The organism is Nocardia seriolae NBRC 15557 (assembly GCF_007990715.1).
GTDB lineage: Bacteria > Actinomycetota > Actinomycetes > Mycobacteriales > Mycobacteriaceae > Nocardia > Nocardia seriolae.
Genome location: NZ_BJWY01000241.1, coordinates 1 through 2,606, shown reverse-complemented (window position 1 = coordinate 2,606; position 2,606 = coordinate 1). Strand labels below are relative to the sequence as shown.

The 2,606-nt window shown below is 60.6% G+C and carries 2 protein-coding genes and 1 pseudogene; 1 reads left to right on the top strand and 2 read right to left on the bottom strand.

The window, feature by feature from the left end:
* Positions 1-33: 33 nt before the first annotated feature.
* Positions 34-456, bottom strand: a pseudogene (locus NS2_RS35390) (very short patch repair endonuclease); the annotation flags it as partial.
* Between the two features lie 235 nt (positions 457-691).
* On the opposite strand from NS2_RS35390, the gene NS2_RS35385 reads away from it, so the two are divergent.
* Positions 692-2,008, top strand: a complete 1,317-nt coding sequence (locus NS2_RS35385) for a DNA cytosine methyltransferase (RefSeq protein WP_045440572.1) — start codon at positions 692-694, stop codon at positions 2,006-2,008.
* 17 nt (positions 2,009-2,025) lie between these two features.
* On the opposite strand, the gene NS2_RS35380 is transcribed toward NS2_RS35385, so the two are convergent.
* The coding region (locus tag NS2_RS35380) for a hypothetical protein (protein WP_222594912.1) at positions 2,026-2,606 on the bottom strand (581 nt) is incomplete at its 5' end.

Sequence of the window (2,606 nt, the reverse complement as noted above, 5' to 3'; positions counted from 1 at the left end):
CGACACTAGCGTGTCCGGGGCGTCCTCTGATCATCAGCCTTCTTTTGCCATATGATCGCTCACATGTTCGGATCCGCCCGCCAACACCCTGGTGACCGCGCTCACAGCGTCGGCCAGGTCTTCATGTTCCCAGAGGCGGACCACCTGCCAGCCGGCTGCTGCAAGTGCATCGTCCGCGGCCCGGTCGCGCTCGATGTTCCGGCGAAGCTTCGGCGTCCAGTACCACTCATTGGTCGTCGGCTGCCGCCCATGCTCAGGACAAACGTGCCAGAAGCACCCATCCACGAACACGGCCACTTTGCGAGCGGTGAACACGATGTCAGGCCGGACCTTCATCGACCCGAGGTCGAGCCGGTAGTCCTTCCGATACCGGAAACCAAGACGGTGCAACGCACTTCGCAACGCAATCTCCGGCTTGGTATCGGCCCGGCGATTGGCCCTCATATTCCGGGACCGGCCCTCATTGAGCGGGGCAGGGTAGAGCCCCTGCGCATGAGCCTTCCGCCTGGCGTCTTCCGATCGGCGCTCAGCCACGTCTGTCCCGGTTCGAAGTCTGTGGATGTCGTACGAGAAGATACTCCTGCACTCACGCACCTATGACCCGGCCTTCGCATCGAAAGGGTATCTGCATGACCAACCTACGCGTCGCCGAGACCTGCGCCGACGCCGGCCGCTACGTCAAGGGGGACGCGTGACTCGAACAAGCAAGCCTGACAACGCCTCAGCGAAGCCGGGGAAACCACAGTTCACTTCGATCGAGATCTGCGCTGGTGCCGGAGGGCAGGCAGTGGGCCTCCACCAGGCAGGTTTCGGTCACCTTGCATTGGTCGAGATCGACGAGCACGCAGTCGCGACACTCAATCTGAATATCAAGGGCGACAACGCAGATCCCGCGTGGGCGTGGGAAGGCGACAACTGCCGCATAATCTCAAAAGATGTGAAGGCTTTCGAACCGCTCGCCGAGGTATCCAAGAACGGCAAGAAACTGGCTCCACGAGAATTGGACCTTTTGGCAGGCGGCGTTCCATGCCCCCCGTTTTCACATGCCGGCAAGCAACTCGGCAGAGATGACGAACGGGACCTTTTCCCCCGAATGCTCGAACTCGTGAAGATCCTGCAGCCCCGGGCGGTCATGATCGAAAATGTCCGGGGAATCATGGACCCGAAATTCGAGCCCTACCGGACGTGGATCCGCGCAAGGCTCGAAGGAGGTAAGTACACCGAGGACGACGGGCAGATAGTCGGCGAGCCCGGCCTCGGATACACAGTCTGCAATTGGGGCGTTCTCGAGGCCAGCAACTTCGGCGTCCCCCAGCTTCGTCCGCGTGCAATCCTCGTCGCAATCCGCAACGATGTCCTGGGAGACCTGCCTTACTCCTGGCCGACAGCAACACACGAGGAATCAGCAAGCGTCGCAGACAGTCTCGCAGAGACAATGCGAGAGCGGTATGCGCGGTTCGACAAGGAAACAGGTCGGACCGAGGGCCGTGCACAATTCGATCGCTGGTACAATACGGCATCCAGCCGCCATACAGAGCTCAAAGGCCGAGGTGGCGGCATCGCACCGACTCTGGTCGGCGGATCAAAAAAGCACGGGGGCGCGGACCTCGGACCGAGCCGTGCAAAGGCTGCCTGGAAGCAGCTGGGCGTCTCGGGCATGGGCGTGGCAAACGACCTTGACACCTGCACGCAGAAGAACACTTACGAGCGAGATCTATTCGGCCCCGACGGCCCCATGCTGACGGTCCAGCAGACCGCGATTATTCAAGGATTTCCAGCCGACTGGAAATTCTCCGGAGGCAAGACCGCACAATACAGGCAGATCGGCAACGCCTTCCCGCCTCCAGTCGCCAAGGCGGTCGGAGATTCGATCGCAAAAGTGCTCAGTGAAGCCGATAAGCGTGACCGTAAAGCTAAGCGCGAGCAAGAACGGAAAGAAAGGCTGCGGGCCGCAAAAGAACATTCCGAGCAATACGGCCTGTTCGCGACAACCGAACTCGCTTCCTGACTGCTGCCCCTGACGCACTATACGTAGAGCAGAACTGGCGGCAGGACATCGATCACAGCTTTCATGGACAGCTCACCGAGTCTGTCAGCCCTTCGAAGGAACGACTCCACGCGTATTGTCTCTGCTGGATCGATGCTGTCAACCAAGACACCTGCGGCCCAATCCCGTAGGGGGACCTCAGGATCCAACACCGGCGCAGGCCCACGAAGTCTCTCTCCCAAGGTTCTCGGGGCTCCGAGAAGCATTGCTGCGGCAACAGCAAGGGCGTCGGTGTCCACGCTCTGCTCGCCGGAAAGCCGGGCTCGCACGACGGTATAGACATTGCCGAAGCGTTTGGCTCGGCGTGGAGTAGTCGCGACGAGGGGCGCAACCAGGTCGAGAGTGGCAAGTTCGCCGGTTGAAAGGCTCAACACCTCGGACAACTGCTCGGTTGTGGGTAGAGGAGCATCTTCGGTCGCTGTTGCCGGGATATCGGTATCCGTTCCATCATACGAGATCTCCGGTATTTCAGTTTCCGCCAAATCGCCTTGTCCTGCAGACTCTGGGTTCGCAGCCATAGCTGCGTGCAACAGGGCTCTGCAGCCTTTGCGACTCCCCT